The sequence below is a fragment of the Streptomyces sp. GMY02 genome, from assembly GCF_019056675.1.
GTDB lineage: Bacteria > Actinomycetota > Actinomycetes > Streptomycetales > Streptomycetaceae > Streptomyces > Streptomyces odonnellii.
This window is the reverse complement of sequence record NZ_CP077658.1, coordinates 5,445,812-5,463,969: the sequence shown is the minus strand read 5'-3', so window position 1 is coordinate 5,463,969 and position 18,158 is coordinate 5,445,812. Positions and strand designations below refer to the sequence as shown.

The 18,158-nt window shown below is 65.8% G+C and carries 16 protein-coding genes and 1 pseudogene; 9 read left to right on the top strand and 8 right to left on the bottom strand.

Features of this window, described 5'->3' with window-relative positions:
• Positions 1-10: 10 nt before the first annotated feature.
• Positions 11-448, top strand: coding sequence for a heme-degrading domain-containing protein (locus KQY30_RS23140; RefSeq protein WP_254407665.1), 438 nt, complete (start codon positions 11-13; stop codon positions 446-448).
• Positions 449-572: 124 nt separating this feature from the next.
• On the opposite strand, the gene KQY30_RS23135 is transcribed toward KQY30_RS23140, so the two are convergent.
• From KQY30_RS23135 to KQY30_RS23120, 4 genes and pseudogenes are all read right to left on the bottom strand, one after another.
• Positions 573-1,433, bottom strand: coding sequence for a fumarylacetoacetate hydrolase family protein (locus KQY30_RS23135; RefSeq protein ID WP_217308470.1), 861 nt, complete (start codon positions 1,431-1,433; stop codon positions 573-575).
• 344 nt (positions 1,434-1,777) lie between these two features.
• Positions 1,778-2,479, bottom strand: a pseudogene (locus tag KQY30_RS23130) (YidC/Oxa1 family membrane protein insertase); the annotation flags it as partial.
• 325 nt (positions 2,480-2,804) lie between these two features.
• A complete protein-coding gene (locus KQY30_RS23125; protein WP_217308469.1) occupies positions 2,805-3,149 on the bottom strand; it encodes a DUF6412 domain-containing protein in 345 nt (114 codons plus the stop codon).
• Between the two features lie 178 nt (positions 3,150-3,327).
• Positions 3,328-3,858: a helix-turn-helix domain-containing protein gene (locus tag KQY30_RS23120; RefSeq protein WP_217308468.1), complete on the bottom strand. Its 531-nt coding sequence runs from the start codon at positions 3,856-3,858 to the stop codon at positions 3,328-3,330.
• Between the two features lie 299 nt (positions 3,859-4,157).
• On the opposite strand from KQY30_RS23120, the gene KQY30_RS23115 reads away from it, so the two are divergent.
• The 5 genes from KQY30_RS23115 to KQY30_RS23095 all read left to right on the top strand — a co-directional run bounded on the left by KQY30_RS23115 (position 4,158) and on the right by KQY30_RS23095 (position 10,523).
• A complete protein-coding gene (locus KQY30_RS23115; protein WP_217308467.1) occupies positions 4,158-5,663 on the top strand; it encodes an MFS transporter in 1,506 nt (501 codons plus the stop codon).
• A gap of 300 nt (positions 5,664-5,963) precedes the next feature.
• The gene (locus KQY30_RS23110) at positions 5,964-6,968 is read left to right on the top strand and encodes an SEC-C metal-binding domain-containing protein (RefSeq protein WP_217308466.1); all 1,005 of its coding nucleotides are present in this window, start codon (positions 5,964-5,966) and stop codon (positions 6,966-6,968) included.
• 27 nt (positions 6,969-6,995) lie between these two features.
• Positions 6,996-7,922 carry a YDG/SRA domain-containing protein gene (locus KQY30_RS23105; RefSeq protein ID WP_217308465.1) on the top strand — a complete coding sequence of 309 codons (927 nt, stop codon included), beginning with the start codon at positions 6,996-6,998 and terminating at the stop codon, positions 7,920-7,922.
• Positions 7,923-8,172: 250 nt separating this feature from the next.
• Positions 8,173-8,922 carry a hypothetical protein gene (locus tag KQY30_RS23100; RefSeq protein WP_217308464.1) on the top strand — a complete coding sequence of 250 codons (750 nt, stop codon included), beginning with the start codon at positions 8,173-8,175 and terminating at the stop codon, positions 8,920-8,922.
• Positions 8,919-10,523 (top strand): P-loop NTPase fold protein, encoded by a 1,605-nt coding sequence (locus KQY30_RS23095; protein ID WP_217308463.1) that lies wholly within the window; start codon positions 8,919-8,921, stop codon positions 10,521-10,523. The genes KQY30_RS23100 and KQY30_RS23095 overlap by 4 nt, the downstream gene beginning before the upstream one ends.
• Before the next feature lie 155 nt (positions 10,524-10,678).
• Here KQY30_RS23095 and KQY30_RS23090 read toward each other — a convergent pair whose 3' ends face one another.
• The 3 genes from KQY30_RS23090 to KQY30_RS36645 all read right to left on the bottom strand — a co-directional run bounded on the left by KQY30_RS23090 (position 10,679) and on the right by KQY30_RS36645 (position 14,050).
• Positions 10,679-11,662 (bottom strand): hypothetical protein, encoded by a 984-nt coding sequence (locus tag KQY30_RS23090; RefSeq protein WP_217308462.1) that lies wholly within the window; start codon positions 11,660-11,662, stop codon positions 10,679-10,681.
• Between the two features lie 145 nt (positions 11,663-11,807).
• Complete coding sequence (ribD, locus tag KQY30_RS23085) at positions 11,808-12,683, bottom strand: bifunctional diaminohydroxyphosphoribosylaminopyrimidine deaminase/5-amino-6-(5-phosphoribosylamino)uracil reductase RibD (RefSeq protein WP_254407664.1); 876 nt, start codon at positions 12,681-12,683, stop codon at positions 11,808-11,810.
• 20 nt (positions 12,684-12,703) lie between these two features.
• Positions 12,704-14,050 carry a hypothetical protein gene (locus KQY30_RS36645; protein ID WP_254407290.1) on the bottom strand — a complete coding sequence of 449 codons (1,347 nt, stop codon included), beginning with the start codon at positions 14,048-14,050 and terminating at the stop codon, positions 12,704-12,706.
• A gap of 374 nt (positions 14,051-14,424) precedes the next feature.
• Here KQY30_RS36645 and KQY30_RS23075 point away from each other — a divergent pair, with 374 nt between their 5' ends.
• The 3 genes from KQY30_RS23075 to KQY30_RS23065 are packed head-to-tail and all read left to right on the top strand — an operon-like array spanning position 14,425 to position 15,951.
• The gene (locus KQY30_RS23075) at positions 14,425-14,919 is read left to right on the top strand and encodes an ATP-binding protein (RefSeq protein WP_254407289.1); all 495 of its coding nucleotides are present in this window, start codon (positions 14,425-14,427) and stop codon (positions 14,917-14,919) included.
• Complete coding sequence (locus tag KQY30_RS23070; RefSeq protein WP_254407288.1) at positions 14,916-15,611, top strand: hypothetical protein; 696 nt, start codon at positions 14,916-14,918, stop codon at positions 15,609-15,611. Before KQY30_RS23075 ends, KQY30_RS23070 begins: the two co-directional genes overlap by 4 nt.
• Before the next feature lie 10 nt (positions 15,612-15,621).
• Positions 15,622-15,951: a hypothetical protein gene (locus KQY30_RS23065; RefSeq protein WP_217308460.1), complete on the top strand. Its 330-nt coding sequence runs from the start codon at positions 15,622-15,624 to the stop codon at positions 15,949-15,951.
• Positions 15,952-16,341: 390 nt separating this feature from the next.
• On the opposite strand, the gene KQY30_RS23060 is transcribed toward KQY30_RS23065, so the two are convergent.
• Entirely contained in the window at positions 16,342-17,943 is a 1,602-nt protein-coding gene (locus KQY30_RS23060) for a DUF445 domain-containing protein (RefSeq protein WP_254407287.1), read from the bottom strand.
• Between the last annotated feature and the right edge of the window lie 215 nt (positions 17,944-18,158).

The following is an 18,158-nucleotide window of genomic DNA, read 5'->3' as shown; positions in this document are numbered from 1 at the left end:
CGTCGCCGAGCTGGAAGCACAGGAGGCTCGCCTGACGCTCCGTCAGTTCACCTACGACGACGCGTGGACACTCGGCTGCCTGCTCGTCGAGCTGGCACGCGAGCGCGACGCCCCCGTCGCGATCGACATCCGCCGCGGTCCCCAGCAGCTCTTCCACTGCGCGCTCCCGGGCTCGTCGGCGGACAACGACGCCTGGATCGACCGCAAACGGCGGGTCGTGGAACGGTACGGCGCCAGCTCGCTCCTCGTGGGCACCCGCTTCCGCGCCAAGGGCACCACGTTCGAGGACTCCTCCCGCCTGGACCCGGACTTCTACGCGGCCCACGGCGGCTCGTTCCCGCTGGCGGTGGAGGGCGCGGGCATCATCGGCACGGTCACGGTCTCGGGCCTCCCGCAGGCGGAGGACCACGCGATGGTGGTGGAAGCGCTGGAACGCCTGCGCGGCTGACGTTTTGTGTGTCCTCAATCGCCGGACGGGCTGAAAATCAGCCGTCCGGCGATTGAGGACAACCGGCAGCCGGCCGGACCCGGCGGGCCGGCCCGGCACCGACCCGCCCCTCCCGCCGAAGGCGTTACGCGTCCTTGAACTCCTGGCGCTGCCTGCCCAGTCCCTCGATCTCCAGCTCCACCACATCCCCCGCCCGCAGATACGGCTTCGGCTCCGGCTTGCCCAGCGCCACGCCCGCCGGCGTACCCGTGTTGATGACGTCGCCCGGGTACAGGGTCATGAACTGGCTGACGTACCGCACCACTTCGCCCACCCCGAAGATCTGGTCGGCCGTCGTGCCGTTCTGCTGGAGTTCGCCGTTGACCCACAGCCGCATCGGCAGCGCCTGCGGGTCCGCTATCTCGTCCGCCGTCACCAGCCAGGGACCGAACGGGTTGAACGTCTCGCAGTTCTTGCCCTTGTCCCACGTACCGCCGCGCTCGATCTGGAACTCGCGCTCGGAGACATCGTTCGACACCGCGTACCCGCCCACATGCGCGAGACCGTCCTCCACGGAGTCCAGATAGCGGGCCGTACGTCCGATGACCACCGCGAGCTCGACCTCCCAGTCGGTCTTGCGGCTGCCCCGCGGCACCAGCACGGTGTCCTCGGGTCCGACCACCGTGTCCGGCGCCTTGAAGAAGATGATCGGCTCGGCCGGTATCTCGGCGCCGGTCTCCCGGGCGTGGTCGTGGTAGTTCAGCCCGATGCACACGATCTTGCCGATACGGCCGAGCGGCGGCCCGATCCGTACGCCCTCGCCGTCCAGTACGGGCAGCTCACCGGCGGCTGCCGCGGCCCTGACCCGGTCGAGCGCGGCCTCATCGGCGAGCAGCGCCCCGTCGATGTCCGTGACCAGCCCGGACAGATCCCGGAGGGTCGTCCCGTCCTGGTCGAGCAGGGCCGGGCGCTCCGCCCCCGCCGTACCGACACGCAGCAGCTTCATCGTCTGTCTCCCTCTGGTCGAGCTGGTCGAGCGTTTTCGAGGCCGAGTCGAACGCCGAGTCGAGTGTTTCCGGGCCGATGGGCGCGGCCATCTGGGGTTGTTTGATCCTCCAAGACATCCGATCACTCCGCAAGTCCCTGTTCATAACCCGGACCACGCCCCTGACCTGCACCACGTCCGGCTTGCGCACGTCCCGCTTTCGCGCGCTGCGCGTTCGTGCGTCCCGCCTTCGCGCGTCCGGGTTGCGCGCGCTCGACTTTCGCGCGCCCCGGTTGCGGGCGCTCCACTTCCGCGCGCCGCTCCACTTCCGCGCGCTCCGCTTTCGCCGCCGCCATGTCCCGGTACATGTCCCGGTAGAGGAAGTACCGCTCGGCCGCCGTCCACGTCGTACTCGTCACCACGTACAGCGCCGCCGCCAGCGGCACCACCCCCACGGTGAACAGCGTCGCGAAGGAGAGCAGCGGCATCATCTTCGTCATCGCGCCCATGCCAGGGACCTGCTGCCCGTCCGGTCCGGCCGGCATCGCGGGCATGGCCGCCATCTGGATGCGCGTCCGCCGGAAGGTGAAGGTGGCGACTCCGGCGACGATCGCGAAGAGCGCCACATACACCAGCCCCGCCGCGCCGAACATCCCGCCGTGCGCGAGCGCGTCCGTCCAGCGGCCGCCGAGGGGCGCGGCGAAGAGGGAGTGGCCGAGGAGTTCGTTCTGCCGGCCGCCGATCGTCCGGTTGGAGAAGAGGTGGTACATCAGGAAGAACGCAAGCATCTGCAACAGGCTGGGCAGACAGCCCGACAGCGGCGAGATCTTCTCCTTGGCGTGCAGTTCCACAAGGGCCTTCTGGAGGCGCTCGGGGTTCTTACCGTGCTTCTTGCGCAGTTCGGCGATCTGCGGGGCGAGTTTGGTACGGGCCTTCTGGCCGCGGGCGGACGCGCGGGAGAGCGGGTGGATCGCGATCCGTACGCAGGCGGTGAAGAGGACGATCGCCGCGGCGGCGGCCCCCGCGTGGAAGAGCGGCTGGAGCAGATCGGCGAGGCCGGTGACCATGGCGGCGAATACGGACAGGAAGACAGAGAAGACAGAGAGGAAAGCGGACAAGGTGAGCCCTCCGTGGGGTCTCGTCGTGCCGGATGGACGGAGCCGCGCCGGAGGCAGGGCTGGTCCAGGGAAGTGCGCCGCAGGCGGCGATTCGGCGTGACGACCCGCGCGGGGTACGGGACCCGGATGCGGTACGGGGATCCGTAACAGGGAGTCCGGGATCCGGAAGCGGTCCGGGGATCCGTAACAGGTACTCCAGGATCCGGAAGCGGTACTCCGCGGATCCGGAAGCGGAACGTAAACCCGGAAGCGGTACGTAAAGCGGTACGCGCCCCTACGCGGCCGTCGCGAGGCGGCGGCCGGGCGCCCGGGGCCTGGTACGGCCCGAGGCGTCGGGATCCCGCTGGGACAGGAAGGCGGTGCGCTGCTCGCGGTCGCGGATGGCCGTACGTACCCGCTGCGGCGGATGCGCCGGTACGGAGCGCGCGCTGATGACGGCGCAGGCGGCGAGCGCGGAGCCCGCCGCGGCGGTGGCGGCGAGCGCGACGGCGGCGGAGAGGCTGCCGGCATCGACCAGCAGGACCACTAGGACTTGCAGTACTTCGGTGAGAAGGAAGAGCAGCAGCCCGGCGGGGCGCGGCTTCCGGAGAGCCCGGAGCGAGCCGCGGACCGTGCCCATGGCCTGCCCCTCTCGCGCTCGTGTCCGGTGCCGTATCCGAACGGCTGCCGTATCGCGACGGCTGCCGTATCCGCACGGCTGCCATATCCCGACGGCCTCACGGCATCCGAATCCCGATGTCCTCACCGCATCCGGATGGCTTCACGGCGTGTCCGCACGGGACATACCGCTTCAGCCGTTATACACGATCGGTCTCCAGGGGCTGAAGCAGTCGGCGGGGCCGGAGCAGCGCCCGGCTCACCGGATCGGCCGGATCCGGGTCGAGCCCCTCGCCCGGCAGCATCTCCACATCGCGGGGCGGTACGGCCGTACCGCAGGCGGGGCATTCGCCGTACGCGCCCAGCTCCGTACCGCACGCGGCGTGCGTGAACACCCGGAGCGGCTTCGTACCGTCCACATGTGCCGTACCCCACACACCGAGCGACCGCAGTACCGGCCAGAGGTCGGTCCCGCGCTCGGTCAGTACGTACTCGTCGCGCGGCGGGGAGTCCTGGTAGCGCCGTTTCTCCAGGACGCCGGCGCGCTCCAGGGCCCGGAGACGGGCGGCGAGGACGGCGCGGGGCAGGCCGAGATGGGCGAGGAAGTCGTTGTAGCGGCGGATGCCGTAGAACGCGTCGCGGACGACGAGGAGCGTCCAGCGCTCGCCGATGACCTCCAGCGCGCGGGCCATCGAGCACTGCTGTGTGGCGTAGTCCTTGCCCAGAGCCATGGAATCAGCGTAGCAAGATATGGGTTCATTGAATGAACCTAGACTGTTACGCTCGGCGGGACCGGTGGGTTCATTCACCGAATCTACGAGTGGGACCACCGAGTGAACCACCGAGTGGGACCACTGAGGGCGGGCGGTCCCACCGGTTCCGCCAACGATCCGTGACCGGGTCCATCGCCGGGTCCGCGTTGGATCCGTCACCGGGTCCGCCACGGAAACGTCATCGGGTTCGCGATGGACCCGTCACCGAGATCCGCCAAGCATCAGCCGAGATCCGTCACCGAGGGGGCACGACCGTCATGGCCCAGGCTCAGCCCAGACCGCAGCCCGTCGCAGACCGAGCGGGCGCCGTCACCCGTACCGACCACGGCGCCCCGCCCACGGACCGCGCGGTCCCCCGCCCGGCCGCGACCCTCGCCGTGACCAGCGCGGCCACCGTCGTCGCGCTGATGAACTACACGGCCCCGCTCCTCACCCTGCCGAGCATGAGCGCCGCCTTCGGCACCCCGCTTTCCGCCCAGGCCTGGCTCCTGAACGGCATGCCCCTGGGTCTCGCCGCCGTCCTGCTCGTCGCGGGCAGCCTCGCCGACGACTACGGCCGCCGCCGGATCTTCCTTCTGGGCACCCTTGCCCTCGGTGTCACCACCGCGCTCGGCAGCCTGGCCGACAGCACGCTCCTCTTCACCCTGGCCCGGGTGGCGCAGGGCGCGGCGGGCGCGGCGGTCATCGCGAGCAGTCTCGGGCTGCTGGTCCACGCGTTCCCGGCCGGACTCGCGCGGATCAGGGCGACCGGGGTGTGGGGCGCGTTCGTCAGCGCGGGCATAGCCCTGGGGCCGCTGCTGGCCGGCGGGCTGAACGAGGTGAGCGGTTCCGGCTGGCGCCTGACGTACGCCGTCCTCGGCGCGGCCGCCCTGGTCACCGCCGGCTTCGCCGTCCGCGTACTGGCCGAGTCGCGCGCCGCTCACCGCAACCGGCCCGATCTGGCGGGCGCCCTCGCCCTCGCGCTGGCGTTCACCGCGCTGCTGAGCGCGCTCACCCTGGGCCGGGACGGCTGGCTGCGGGCGCCGGTGCTGCTTCTGCTGCTGGCCTCGGCCGTACTCACCGGGCTGTTCGCCGTGATCGAACGGCGCGCCGCCGCGCCCGTCTTCGATCTGGGGCTGCTGCGCCGGCCGCTGTTCCGGGCGGCGTCGACGGGCGGGCTGTTCACCGGACTCGCCGTGATCGGGCTGATGAGCTACCTGCCGTCCCTGCTCCAGCAGACCATTCATCTGTCGGCGCTGGGCTCGGCCTGGCTCTTCCTCCTCTGGTCCGGTACGGGCTTCGCGGTCGCCCTCCAGGCCCGGCGTCTCGCGGGCCGGGTGGCCGCCCGCCATCAGCTCGCCCTCGGTTTCGTCCTGCACGCAGCGGGCGCGCTGGGGATGCTGGGCGCGCTGGGCGCGGGGTCCTGGGTACGTCTGGTGCCGGGCCTGTTCGTCGCGGGCATCGGCAGCGGCCTGCTGAACGCGGCACTGCCACGCCTGTCGGTCGAGTCGGTCCCCCAGGAGCGCGCGGCGATGGGCTCGGGCGCCAACAACACGGCCCGCTACCTGGGTTCGTCGGCGGGCGTCGCCCTGATCATCGCGGTCGCCACCTCCGTAACCGACCCGGCACACGGCACGGACCTGGCACTGCTGGTATCAGCGACCCTGACCCTGCTGGGCGCGGCCGCGGTCCTGGCACTACGGGACCGGGGTCGGCGGGGGGACGGGTGGGTGAGGGGTAGGGGTGGGGGGCGGCTTACGGGGCCGGGGACAGGGCGGGCTTAGCGGGCTGGGACGGGGTGCCGAGGCGGGGCCGGGTCAGGCCGACAGGACGGGGCCGGGGGCTTACAGGGCCAGGACAGGGGACAGGGGCTGACGGGACGGGCCGACGGGCGAGGGCCGGGGGGGACGGCGCGCGGGCAGGGCAACCGGAAGAGACAACCGTAGAGGGCAACCGGATGGAGACAACCGGAGAAGGCGACGGAGAAGGCAACCAGCGAAGGCGACTGGGGGGCGTCGTACCGCGCCGAGCCGGGCGTGGCCTCGGCCGCCGGGCGTGGCCCGTACAGCAGTACGGTGTGGACCATGCGCCCCGACATGCCTGCCGACCACCCCACGGAAGCCGAGCGCCTGCTGCGTACGGCGGCCCAGTACCCCGAGGATCGCGAGCCTCTGTTCCTCCAGGCCGCGGCCCATCTCGAACTGGCCGGCGACCGCGACCGCGCCACCGGCCTGTACGACAGCCTCCTCGCGGGCTCCCCTGACCACCCCCACCTGGTAAAGGCTCTCAAAGCGGCCAACCTCTGGGAGTACGGCCACGAGGCCGAGGCCCGCGCGATCATCGACGGCCTGCGCACCGCCGCGCCGACGGAACCGACGCCCTGGGAGATCGTGGCCGAGACGCTGGAGTCGCACGACGAACTGCCGGCCGCCCACGACGCCTTCACGACGGCCCTGAACCTGCTGCTCACCCCGGGCGAAGAGGTCCCGTACCCGACGCACAGCCTGCTGGTCGGGCGCCACCGCGTGCGCCGCCTGCTGGGCCTGGACCACGACGACTGGGATGCCCTGGCCGACCGTGTCCACCCCTCGCAGGTCCCCCTGGACGAACTGCACGACCCCAAACGCCTCTGGTCACTCGGCTCCGACAACCCGGCGGAACTCCAGGCCGAGATCACCCGCCTCCGCGCCGAACTGGGCTCGTACCGAACGGCGTTGTCCCGCCCGTTCCCCGTCGCGGTCCTGCACTGGCCGGAGTCCGAACTCACCGAACTCCTCGCCGCCTACCCGGCCCTGACCGCCGAATACCCCTCGCACGAGGCCCACCTGTCCCAACTGGAGACCTCGCTCCGCGACTTGGCCGCCACCGGCACCCCCAACCTCGGCATCGTCACCGCCACGGTCCCGTCGTACGAAGCCTTCGCGGCCTCGGAACAGTCCTCCCCGTCCAACCCCGACCTGCTCCCCCAATACGCCACCACCCTCGCCGCCCGAGGCCGAGCCACCCCCTGGCCCCCACCCCGCACCTCCCCCTGCTGGTGCACCTCCGGCAAGCCCTACCGCGACTGCCACGGCACCCCGTCCTCCTGATCGGCCGGCAACTGAGAGCATCTATCCATGCCGCCCACATCAAAGCAGGTCATGTTTGGCACCCCCGAAGGCGTCACTGAAGGTGATTGGTTCCAGGGACACCAAGAGCTCCACGCCAGTGGGGTGCATCGCTTTAGCGGTCGCGGGATCTCTGGAACAGCAAAGACTGGCGCTGATTCCATTGTCCTGTCTGGCGGATACGTAGATGATGCGGACGACGGCGACGAGATCATCTACACCGGCGAGGGCGGCCGCGACCGAGAATCAGGTCGAATGGTCGCAGATCAGTCGCTCACCGATGAAGGCAACGCCGCATTGGTGGTATCTCAAGCCCTCGGTCACCCTGTCCGCGTGATCGAGGGCCTAGATATTAGGGGAACAAAGCGCAAGAGAGCCATGGGCGGCTACCGGTATCGCGGGCTCTATCGCGTGGCAGACCACTGGACAACCTTTGGGCAGGAAGGTTTCCTCATCTGTCGATTCCGCCTCCTGAAGATTGCTCCAGGCGAGGAAGTTTCGCCTCAACCGGTAGATCCGGCATCGGGTCAGAGTACAGACTTCGAGGAGCAAGTCAGGCGGTACATCAGCCAGAATCGCCTGGTACGTGACTCCAAAGTGGCACGACAGATCAAAGATCTCTACAACAATACATGTCAGATATGTTCCTTGCGCATGGTGGTCTCGCCCGCTGGTGAAGCGTATAGCGAGGCAGCCCATATCCAGGCACTTGGAAAGCCGCACTTTGGCCGAGACATCATCCAGAACGTCCTCTGCCTCTGCCCCAACTGCCACGCACAATTCGATCGCGGAGCTCTCTATGTAACCGATTCCTTTGAGGTGTTCAACAGCATAACGAGGGAGTTTGTCGCCGAGCTAAAGCGCATTGAATCCCACAAGATCAGCACTGAGTTCCTCCAAAAGCATCGAGAGCGCTGGGCCGATCGCCTTCCTTAGCACTACTAATCTTGATTGGGGTACCAGGCAGAGTCGCCTCTAACCTTCGCCGCTCTTCCATCGCCCTCGTATCTCGATGGCAAGGATCCCGCAAGCACGATTGGAAAGATCAGAGTTCTGCGCATTTTGACCCGTCAATCGCCGCCCCCTCACCCTTACCATCTTGCAACCCCGCACGGTGAAGTTTTCAACAGCTACGATCTCAGTAAAACCGGACGACACAAAACAATGAAAGTGGTAAATTGCAGTCATGCTGAAGGGAAGTACCGAAAATGCTTCGAGCGTTGAAAAAACAATGCTCAAGCTACACAAGTCATGCACGGATCACATCGCGAAGGCAACCAAATCAAACGAACACGAAATTAACCAAGTTCTCCATCTTGAGGCCGATCTGGCAGCATGGCTTGGAGTGCTAGAGTCAAAACCAGAATCGCAACAACTACGATCGGCACATCGCGACTTTGGGCTCGCCTTCTACGCTGCAATGAGCGGTCTTTATCGCCAAGCATTCTCTAGCTTGAGGTCATTCCTCGAAGTTACGGTTGGCGCCACCTACCTAAGCTCTCTAGAGTTCAAGCGACGCCAGTGGGTTAGCGGGATCTTGGACATAAGCTGGTCTTCAATTACATCAAAGGACGACGGGCTTTACTCGACTCCATTCCTAAAAGAGTTTTGCCCCGAAGCTATAGAAGAACGAGAGGAGATGCACGAAAAGCTACGCCAGGCATACAGGAGATGTTCAGAATACATCCACGGAAACGTTTCGACCTCCCAACTACTGCCCACCAATATCTCTTATCGAGAAGACATCGCCAAAGAATGGCTTTCCGTCGCCACCTCTACCCTCACTGCAGTAATCCATTGCCTAATGGTCAGATACTACAAAGACTTGCCGGAGACTGGAAAAGGCGCGGTCGAAGGCTCTCTTGAGGATCACTTTTCCCATCTGATATCCGCTAGACAATTGCTAGGTCTTCCGCTAGAGGAGCGAACCTCGTGAGCGCAAACGAACTTCACTTCCGAACTGAAGACCTCACGCTGGAGGACGTCGGAAAATACTTCGTCGAAACAGAGTTCGATCGCCAGACGATCGACACCCTCAAAGGCAGGAAGACGGTGGTCTTGCAGGGTGCGCGAGGAGTGGGAAAGTCGTTCCTCCTAAAGGTGGCCCAGAAGGAGATGAACGAGGACTTCTCTGACTCCAAGACACTTGCTGTTTATGTCACCTTCAATAAAGCAGGCCTCCTCCAGACCTCAGATCCTGGCCGTTTCAAGCATTGGATGCTGGCAAAGATCTGTGACAGGATTATTCGCGAGGCTCGAAAAAAAGGATTGCTACAAAGCCAGAGTAGCGTCTTTGCTACGCTTTCTCACGGCCAAAGCGATGAGGTCATAGCGTCTCAGCTTGAGACGCTATGGAAAAACCTAGAGGATGCCTGGAAGAACGAATCGACTTCAATCGATACCAGTTCCGGAATTGACCCGGAGCTGATTAAAGATGCAGTCGAAGACCTATGCGATCAGTCAGGCACGAGTAGGATTGTAATGCTTATCGATGAAGCGGCGCACGTATTCATCCCTGAGCAACAACGGCAATTCTTCACGGTCATGCGCGACTTGCGAAGTCCATACCTTTCCGTTAAGGCTGCAGTTTATCCAGGCGTGACATATTTTGGCGATTCATTTCAGTTGAGTCACGATGCAGAGCTGATCAACGTTAATCGCAACATCCTAGATCCGGCATATCTTAGCTCCATGCGTGAAATCGTGATTCGCCAAGACCCAGAGCTGGAATCTTCGATAAATCGACATGGAGCCGTATTCGACGCGCTCGCATTTGCATCAAGCGGAAATCCTCGAACGCTCCTCAAGACAGTATCGGCCACTTCGCCACTGACCACGAACAACGCCCAGCGCGTGATGAGGGAATACTATCGCGATACCATATGGAGCGAGCATACCGCTCTAGGCGAACGATACATCGGCCACCGAGACGTCATTGATTGGGGTCGCGATTTCCTGCAAAAGCATATGATCCCAATGCTGCGGAAGAAGCAGCGCCAAACAGAAGATCCCGACAAGCGAATATTTCTGTGGATTCATCGCGATGCTCCCGCTGCCGTAAAAGAGGCTCTGCGCCTCCTCTGTTACAGTGGAATTCTCCACGAGGCTGGAAGTGGATTGGTTGCGACTCGTGGTCTAACTGGGACCCGATACATGTTGAACGTTGGAACACGAACCGGACCAGAAGCTGATCCCGTCGCCGCAACGAACTGGCTGCGGGGATCCATATCGATTAAGCGAATGGTTGAATTCGGGGCCAATCATGAACTCTATGAAAGCATCGCTCGACTTGACGTCGAAAAAATGGATGAGCAACGACAAGAGTTCATCAAGTCACAACTTGGCCGGACCGTAGACGAGCTGGACATGACTGCTTTCGCTCGGGGACGACTCAAAGAACTCGGCTTCGACACTGTGGGACAGATCCTCGCAGCCTCTGAGGCCGATTTCCAACAAGCGAAATGGGTAGGTCCGGTGCGGTCACGTCAAATGATGAATATCGCAACGGCCGCGGTCATGGAATACCTGTCTGGCTGAAATACGCTCTCCCTGTTGTCTGAAAGCCAGTCACCTTCAATTCAGCCCGCTATGCTGACGGTTTGTTTCTCCGGGCTCTGCGACCGGTGGCTGCAGCAGTGGGCTGACTGTCTTCGGGCGAGAGGCGTGGGACGGGTTTGTGGGTGGGGTGGTGGTTAGAGGTAGGGGCGGATGATGAGGTTGGGGAGGGATTCGCGGGACTTGGCTTGGTGGAGTTTGGTGCGGACTGCGGCTACCAACTCGGCCGGGTGGTCTCGGACCAGGGCAGGCACCGCTGTTACTACGTCCACGCCGTGGGCTTCCAGGAGGAGGCGGCGGCGGAGGGTGGTGCGGTAGGCGGTAATGCCCAGGTGGAATTCCTCCGAATCAACTTCCAGGGCCACTCCGGCGTGTGGCCAGTAGGCGTCGGGGCGGGCGAGGAAGGTGCCGGTGGGGGTGAGGAGGGTGGGGTTCCAAAGGGGGTGGGGGAGGCCGGCGGCGAGGAGGGTGTCGCGGGCCTGGCCCTCGGCGATGGAGCGGGTGCCCGCGCGGAGTTCGTCGAGGACGGTACGGACGGCCGGGTTGCGCAGGGCGTGGGACGCGCGGAGTTCCGCGCGGAGATCTTCCGGGTGGCAACTGCATGTCTGGACCGTCGTCGCGAGGATCGCGCGTACCCGCTCGGCGGACGGTTCGTGGGCCGCGAAGTCGGACGCGGCGCGGACCGGACGTACGCAGGGGATGCCGTCGACCAGCAGGGTCGGTGGCCAGCGGCTGGTGCGACGCAGGCGTACGTACGCCCTGTCCCGCAGTCCTCGGTGCGCGCCGATCAGGACATCCGCATGATCGGCCGCCACGCCCCGTACTCCGTACAGCGTCAGCGCCGCCTCACCGGTCAGCACGGCCCTCGTACCCGAGAGCGCGGTCGGCCCGGGGTCCGCGTAGAGGACAGCAGCCAGCAGCCGTTGGCGGAGGTTCGGCTCGCCGGTCTGTATCAGGGCGACGCCGGGCAGCAGACGCTGCCAGGGGCCGGCCGGTCTGCACCTGGCAGCAACGGTGCTGGCGGCGAGGCCGGTGGCGCGTAACTGGCGGGTGGTAGCCAGGCGCTGTTGTGTACGGGACAGTTGGGCGATGGCCGGGTCGGCGGCGGTGGTTCGGGACATGGGGGTTCACTGCCCACGCCACTCCGTGAACGGAACACTCGGCGGTGGCTTGTGACGATCTCTTGTGTCCTCGGTTGCGTTAGGCCGTGTCTGCGGGCCGGACATGCTTCGGAGGCCGAATCCAGGGCATGCCTGGCTCTCCGATCTAATGAGTCCTGCGTCCCACCAGGCGCACATGGGCTGCTCGTCGAGTAGCCTCGGTTAGCTGATAACCATTCGGTACTGCCACAATTTGGGCCGAATCAGTCTCGGGCGACCACGAGTGTGGAGTTTTCGGGAGATAGACGATTACTTGATCAACCACTCTCGCTGAAGTGATGGGGGACAGTTCATCGATCACACCGAATAGCAAAATGGATCGCGCCCCCGTTTCACCGAGTTTTCTTACCATTTCAGCAGCGTTACCGTCCAGCGATCCGTGTGGAAGCCGGAATACGTCGTTACCGTGACTTCCCGGCCTTCCTTCTCCGACACCCGATTGGTCAACCACGAGGTCGTATGAGGCTCGAAGTGCATTCATTTCTTCAAAGGCGACACCTCGCATGGGACGGGGGTTCGGGTTTCCGTCTACATCCGCTTCGTAGATCCACGTAATAAAGGGACGATCACCTTTCAGAGAGGCTCGCCAAGGCCCCAGGACCAGAAGCGCCTCATTTTCAAGAAATCCTTGCTCAACTTCTATGCCGGCTTTTCGCAGGAGTGTCGCCCCACCTTCTCCGCGTGACGTTGGATCCATTACCGCAATGAGTACTCTAGCTACGTTCGCATTAATCAGAGCTTCACGACATGGTGGCGTGCGCCCATAGTGATTGCATGGCTCCAGTGTTACAACAGCCGTTCCCCCCTCCGCCCGTTTGCCAGCGGCAGTAAGCGCATTGACTTCTGCGTGTGGCTCGCCCTTACGCACATGATATCCCTCGCCAACGGTTCGCCCATCACTGTCGAGAATTACGCAACCAACAGGCGGGTTAGGGCTGGTCGATCCCAATCCTTGGGCGGAAATCGCGATAGCTCGACGCATGGCCCCCTTCTCATACACATTCATGACGTCAGCAATCCGCCCTCTTCTCTAATGGCGTCAAACAAATCAGACACCGCCTGGGAAGTGTGAACTTCTCCGAGTGCATTTACTGCGGAGACCGTCTCATGCATCGTACGCAACGACCCCGAACTGCGCGCAACGTTCAGCGCGGACGCTGCCTGCACCGCCGCCGAGTCATATTCCCGTATTCCCACATAGGCGAGTGCCAGACGAGCTTGCGCAAGGCCTCGGTCTCGCTGGTAGGCATCCGGAAGTTCGTTCAATGCAGTTTCGAAGATCGGAACGGCGAGATCAGGGCGGCCAAGGGTGAGCCAGCAATTGGCTCGCTGGATCTCGATGTAACTTGCGGTGCAGAAGTCCCCATGCCCCGTGCGCGCATCACCTTTGGTATCCGGCGAGGCCGCAAACTCGTGAGCTTCATCCAGCCGGTTATGGCAAGAAACTTCATCCGCATCCAATGCGTACCCATGCGCCTCTTGCTGCATAGCGGCTGCGCGCATGGGCGAGGTAAGAACAGAGTCGTTTCGCTGGGCGGCCTGAGCAAGGCTCACAGTCTGTGCAGCGTTCTTCCTCGTAGTGGCCTGCTGGCTCTTACGGAAAAGCGTCCAAGTGACCATGGCTTGGTCACCTGATTCATTTGCCCACTCCATGGCTTGGCTCGTCCACTTTGCCGCGCTCTGCATGTCTGAGGAGTCTTCATTCAGCCAGGCGGCAGATTCCGCGTATTTGGCTGCAAGTCTCAGTAGCTCAGAGCGCTGGGCGCCCCTGGCATATTCGAGCAGTGATTCGAGGATAGAGAGTTGCTGGCGAACCGAAGCAAGCGCGTGGCTCGGACCAAAAAGATTGTCGGCCTGAACGAGGGTGTGCCACATTTCTTGGAGATGCGCTGTTGCCGCGTCGATTCGGGACGCATCGAGTTTCGGTAATGCGGAGCCTGGGATGGTTGCGTGACTGGAAGTTGAAACTCGCGGCACGTCCGTCATTTGCAGGGCGGCGCCAATTGCACTCGTGACCAGAGTTCGCCGACTGATGGGCACGACTTGTTTCCTCCCCTCAATCCATACCGAGACCAAGAGCACGTCAGGAAGAACATGCGCGGAGCTCTTGTCCGCGATGTCCAACAGTGCATCCGGGCGGCTTGATCCAGGGTAGGCCCATGTTTCGGATGGGTGACTGCCATCCGGGGAACCCCTCTCCCAAGGCCGTTCAGGCACGTCCAGCATTTTCCCAGGAATGCCGAATCCATCACAAATACGTTCAATGACACCCTGTCCACGGACGCCGCGGACACCACGGATGATGTCGCTTACTCGCGAACTCGTCATCTTTCCGACAGCGGCTGCCATGGCCGCGTGGCTGGAGCCCGTCCGTCTGTTCACGAGACGGAAGATCTCTCGAAAGTTCCGAACGGCGCAGGCCTCCCTCATGGCCTCGCTCTGCAGTAGAGCATCAGGGATCGTCAGCGGATAGCCGCTGCGTCGTGTCTCGCGTTCGCCCATGGGCCACCTAGCAGGAACGGAAGTGACTCCACCCAGCGTATCCCCGTCCTACGGGGCAGGGATCCCCAAAGTCCCTTGTGGGGTTCCCCGTTTGGTGTTCCGGTAACTCCCCATCGCCTGGAAGCTCTTAGGGCAACGACGCACACACAGTGCTCGGCAAGAACCCCCGCAACCGCGCGAACGGTCCGGGGGCGTGGTCTCAACTGCAAGGAGTTGATGACGTGGTGAAGGCTATCGCTCAGTTCTTCGAGCCGCTCTTGCGGCACTTACTTCCAGCCGGGGGCGGCCAAGAGAGAAGCACAGTCGTGCTGCGGTGGAGTCCGCATCCCAGTTGCGTCGGGCTGGCGCGGGTGGAGTTGCGTAAGACGTTGGCGAATTGGGGGCTGTCCGAGCTGGAAGACTCCGCGTTGCTCGTGCTCTCCGAACTGCTCACCAATGCCTCGCGGCACACCCGTGTCTCTCTGGGGCGGGAGATCGAGACGCGTTACCTGTCCAGGCCCGGCGTCGTACGGATCGAGGTGCATGACTCGTCGGCCTGCCGACCCGAGCTGCGGGGCCTGGATCCGGACTCCGTTGACGGCCGAGGCCTCGTCCTCGTAGCCGCTCTGGCCAACAAGTGGGGGGCCGATAAGCGAGACGACGGGGCACCTGGGAAGGTCGTCTGGGCTGAGCTGTCTCTCCCGAGCCGACTGCCCGATGAGGGTGATTGCTCGTGATCCCGCCGGTGGGCGGGGCTCCAGTCGTTCCGTACATCGCCTTCTGGTCTTCGGAGCACCGTCCGCCGGGCATTCTCGTGACCGGGGGCGGGGGTATCGCGTACGCCGACGAAGGGCCTTACGAGCGCGACGACATGGGCGTCCTGTGGAAACGGGTGGGGATCAGCCCGGGCAAAGGACGGCCGGAGTTCGGGAACGTCCACTTCCTGCGGCAGCGCCGCGCCATGCGCAAACTGCTCTGCCAGATCTGCGGCGGCCCCTCCGACCGTACCCACGAGGGCACGCTGTGGGTCGTGGGCGAGGACGCGGACGAGCCGGAGCTGCACAAGCCCGGCTACGTCACCACCCACCCGCCCCTGTGCGTACCGTGCGCGGTCACCTCGGTCGAGGCCTGCCCCCACTTACGCAAACGCCATGTCGCCCTGCGGGTGCAGAGCTTTGTGATGGCGGGGGTACACGGAGCGCTGTACCAGCCCGGCGGACTGTTTCCCGTGGCGTACGACGTGGGCGGCGTGGCCTTCGAGAGCTGGCGGCTCCCCTGGGTGCTCGCCAGCCAACTGATCGTGGAACTCCTTGAGTTCACCGTCGTGGACCTGGAGGCCGAACACGCCGCCTACCTCAAGCAGACGGAAGCGCGGCAGAAGGTGTTCGGGGGACGGCAAAACGCGCGGCTCCGGCGAGCGGGTCGTTAGGCTCAGGGGCATGGGAGTAGCACCGGCATTGGCATCAGGAAGCGTTCCGGCGGCTGTGGTGGCTGCGGGTGGGCTCGTTGGCGGGTATGGGATTGCCCGGTGGACGAAGAAGCGGCCCCTGGGCGGGGTCGCCCTCGCCGCCGCGGGTGCGGTGGCCGCGCGGGAGTGGCAGCGTACCGGCGGGACGAAGGCCGCAGTCGGGCTGAGCGTCGCGTACGTCGCCGCGTTCGCCGGGTCGCATCCGCTGGCCAAGAAGATCGGGGCCTGGCCGGCTGTGTTCACCGTGGCGGGCGGGGTCGCCGCCGCGTCGTGGGCCGTCACCCGGCGCGTCGGCGGGTGACGGGGGCAGCCCTCCTCGCACGCTGAGCCGCGAGCGAATTGTCGTTCCGCTGAACGGTTTCGGGCTCCGGCCCGTACTCAAGGGCGGCACCCCCCTGGTGGCTGGGCGCGTGGCCGGGCGACATGGTCCGTGGCGCGCGCCCAGCGCTCCACCTGGCCCAGTGCTCCACCCGGCCCCCGGCTCACGCGCCCGGCGCTCCTCGCACGCCCTCGGCCAGCACTCCCCGCGCCCCGGCGCCAGCGTTCCCCGCGCGCCCGCCACCCGCCGCCGACCGGGCGCCCGGCCCCGGTTCCCGGCGCTCCCCCGCATGCCCGCCGCCCGCGCGGCCCCGGCCCCCGGTGGCCCCGCCGCCCGCACGACCCCGCCGCCACAGGGCCCCCGCGCCCCCGGCTACGCGCCCAGCGCGTGCGCCACCGTGTAGATCAGCAGGCCCGCGAGCGCGCCGACCACCGTGCCGTTGATCCGGATGAACTGCAGGTCGCGGCCGATGTGCGCCTCGATCTTGCGCGAGGTGTCGGCGGCGTCCCAGCTCCGTACGGTGTCCGAGATCAGGGACGTGATCTCGCTGCGGTACGTCGAGACGACATAGCCCGCCGCATCCTCGACCCACCCGTCCACCTTCCCCTGGAGCCTGCTGTCCGTCGCCAGCCGCGAGCCCAGCGAGAGGAGCGAGGCCCGGGCGCGCAGACGCAGTTCGCTCCGGTCGTCCTCCGCCGCGGACATGATCATCGCGCGTACGGAGGCCCAGGCCGAGGCGATGATGTCCTGCACCTCGGGGCGCGCCAGCAGCTCCGACTTCAGCCGCTCGACCTTGGCCCGGGTCTCCGTGTCCGCCTGGAGGTCCACGGCGAAGTCCCCGAGGAAACGGTCGATCGCGCCACGCGCCGGATGGTCCGGCATGTCGCGCATCTCGGTGACGAAGCGCAGCAGCTCCTTGTAGACGCGGTCGCCGACCCGGCGGTCGACAAAGCGCGGGGTCCAGCCCGGCGCCCCGCCCTGGACCGCGTCCACGACCGAGTCGCCATGCTCCACCAGCCAGTCGTGCGCGCGGGCGCAGATCAGGTCGACCGCACGGCGGTGCGAGCCGTCCGCGACGATTCTCTCCAGGGTCTTGCCGATGCCCGGAGCGACCTCCGCCGCGTTGGCGCGGCGCGTGATCGCCTCGCCGACAATGGCCTGTACGTCGGAGTCCCGCAGGACCCGCAAGGCCCCGCGCAGCGCCGTGGACAGCTCGGCGGTGACACGGTCGGCGTGCGCCGGCGCGGCGAGCCAGGCACCGAGCCGGCCGCCGATGGCGAGGGCGCGCAGACGGGCCCGTACGACCTCGGCGGAGAGGAAGTTCTCGCCCACGAACGAGCCCAGGGACGTGCCGAGCTGGTCCTTCTTGTTCGGGATGATCGCGGTGTGCGGGATGGGGATGCCGAGCGGGTGCCGGAACAGCGCCGTCACCGCGAACCAGTCCGCCAGCGCACCCACCATGCCCGCCTCCGCCGCCGCGGCGACATAGCCGGTCCAGCCGCCCGCGCCGGAGTTCTTGGCCCAGGTGGCCAGGACATAGATCAGGGCGACGAGCAGCAGCAGACCGGTGGCGGTGGTCTTCATACGGCGGACGCCGCGCCGCTTCTCCTCGTCGGCGGCGGTGTACGAGAACGAGCCCAGGGCGGCACCGAGGGGTGAGCGCTTCCCGGACGAGGCGGGCGCACCGGAACCGGCGGACCCGCCAGACCCGCTGGACGAACCGGCTCCGTCGCCTGTACCTGCCGCGCCGCCTGTACCCGACCCGGACGAGCCCGTCGTACCCGACCCACCCGTACCGGACCCGCCCGATGAACCGGACCCGCCGCCCGTACCCGACCCGCCCGGCACGTCCGACCCGCCCCGCGTCCCCGAGCCGCCCCCCAGCTCACGTCCCTCCGGAAGCCCGGCCCTGTGGCCGGACCTGTCGCCGGGGCCCGTCGCCTCCGGCGTGCTCTCCGGATCCGTACGTTCCATTCCGTTCCACCCGTCCACGTACCCGCCGTACCCGCTGTCCCCGCCATGCCCGCAGCACCCGCCGCGCCCGCACAGTGACCGCAAGCCCGCCCTTGTCCACTGACATTGTCCCTGTCTGAGGTACTCCCGGGGCGCGTGCCGAGTTCCCGGCGTCATGCCCGATGATGTCTCTGCGCCAAGGCACAACATGTACGACCGTGAGGGGGGACCACCCG

What these genes read in the sequence shown, in the direction of transcription:
- KQY30_RS23135 (WP_217308470.1), bottom strand. Translation starts at nt 1,433, where the DNA reads ATGAAGCTGCTGCGTGTCGGTACGGCGGGGGCGGAGCGCCCGGCCCTG.
- KQY30_RS23125 (WP_217308469.1), bottom strand. Translation starts at nt 3,149, where the DNA reads ATGGGCACGGTCCGCGGCTCGCTCCGGGCTCTCCGGAAGCCGCGCCCC.
- KQY30_RS23120 (WP_217308468.1), bottom strand. Translation starts at nt 3,858, where the DNA reads ATGGCTCTGGGCAAGGACTACGCCACACAGCAGTGCTCGATGGCCCGC.
- KQY30_RS23115 (WP_217308467.1), top strand. Translation starts at nt 4,158, where the DNA reads ATGGCCCAGGCTCAGCCCAGACCGCAGCCCGTCGCAGACCGAGCGGGC.
- KQY30_RS23110 (WP_217308466.1), top strand. Translation starts at nt 5,964, where the DNA reads ATGCGCCCCGACATGCCTGCCGACCACCCCACGGAAGCCGAGCGCCTG.
- KQY30_RS23105 (WP_217308465.1), top strand. Translation starts at nt 6,996, where the DNA reads ATGCCGCCCACATCAAAGCAGGTCATGTTTGGCACCCCCGAAGGCGTC.
- KQY30_RS23100 (WP_217308464.1), top strand. Translation starts at nt 8,173, where the DNA reads ATGCTGAAGGGAAGTACCGAAAATGCTTCGAGCGTTGAAAAAACAATG.
- KQY30_RS23090 (WP_217308462.1), bottom strand. Translation starts at nt 11,662, where the DNA reads ATGTCCCGAACCACCGCCGCCGACCCGGCCATCGCCCAACTGTCCCGT.
- ribD (WP_254407664.1), bottom strand. Translation starts at nt 12,683, where the DNA reads ATGCGTCGAGCTATCGCGATTTCCGCCCAAGGATTGGGATCGACCAGC.
- KQY30_RS36645 (WP_254407290.1), bottom strand. Translation starts at nt 14,050, where the DNA reads ATGGCAGCCGCTGTCGGAAAGATGACGAGTTCGCGAGTAAGCGACATC.
- KQY30_RS23065 (WP_217308460.1), top strand. Translation starts at nt 15,622, where the DNA reads ATGGGAGTAGCACCGGCATTGGCATCAGGAAGCGTTCCGGCGGCTGTG.
- KQY30_RS23060 (WP_254407287.1), bottom strand. Translation starts at nt 17,943, where the DNA reads ATGGAACGTACGGATCCGGAGAGCACGCCGGAGGCGACGGGCCCCGGC.